This is a genomic window from Fulvivirga lutimaris (assembly GCF_009711525.1).
In the GTDB taxonomy this organism is placed as follows: Bacteria; Bacteroidota; Bacteroidia; order Cytophagales; family Cyclobacteriaceae; genus Fulvivirga; species Fulvivirga lutimaris.
The window spans coordinates 10,273-11,219 of record NZ_SMLV01000295.1 but is presented as its reverse complement, the minus strand read 5'-3'; the positions used below and the strand labels follow the sequence as shown (position 1 = coordinate 11,219).

The 947-nt window shown below is 37.1% G+C and carries 1 pseudogene; it reads left to right on the top strand.

The features are described 5' to 3' along the window. Positions 1-106: 106 nt before the first annotated feature. Positions 107-947: pseudogene (locus E1140_RS21405) on the top strand (hypothetical protein); the annotation flags it as partial.

The following is a 947-nucleotide window of genomic DNA, read 5'->3' as shown; positions in this document are numbered from 1 at the left end:
CGGATATTCTGGTAGTTAGTAGAGTTTCTATGTCAATTTAGAAGTTAATTACTTCATTTGCATGTAGAAATATATTAATTTCATATTAAAACCATCAAACTTCATCATGTTTAAGTCTATTGTCAAAAGTTCGGCTTTTGGGTACCGAATATTTGTCTTCATAGTAGCTTTGTCTTTTCCCTATATGTCTTTCAGCCAATGTGGTTGCGATTATAATATTCCTCCAAACCAATATACGATAGATGGTAATGTAGAAGGGATACAACCCGGTGATGTAGTCTGTCTACAGGCAGGCACCTTCAACAACAAGGTTATCACTAATATGAATGGCACCAAAGACAAACCGATAATAATTAAAAATTGTGGTGGTAAAGCCTTATTTAAATTAGCCAGTTCTAAATCTTTTGGAATTAAAATACGGTATAGCAGCCATTTCAGAATCACTGGATCTGGTGATGCTTCGGAACAATATGGAATTGAAATTGATGGTCCAAATGTTGGATTAGACATTGGTGGCACCAGTACAGATTTTGAGGTTGATCACATTAGAGTCAATAACACTGGATATGCCGGTATTTTTGGAAAAACTGACCCATCTTGCAACTCAGATACTTGGAGAGAGAATTTCACTATGTACAACACTTCATTTCATGATAATTATGTTAGTAACACAGGTGGAGAAGGTTTTTATATTGGTAATTCGCACTATCATTTTCAGGTAACCAAAACTTGTGGAGGTTCTCCTACTAAGATTTGGGAGCACTCGGTCGTTAACTGTAAAGTTTATGACAACCTCGTAGTTAACGCTGGCAGAGATGGGGTTCAGGTAGGGGCTGTAATTTCTGGTGGTGAAATATACAACAATACAGTTTTAGGATTTGGCACACAAGACCCAAACCACATCAATGGAATACAGGTTAACCCAGGGTTTACCGGAGTCGTTTACA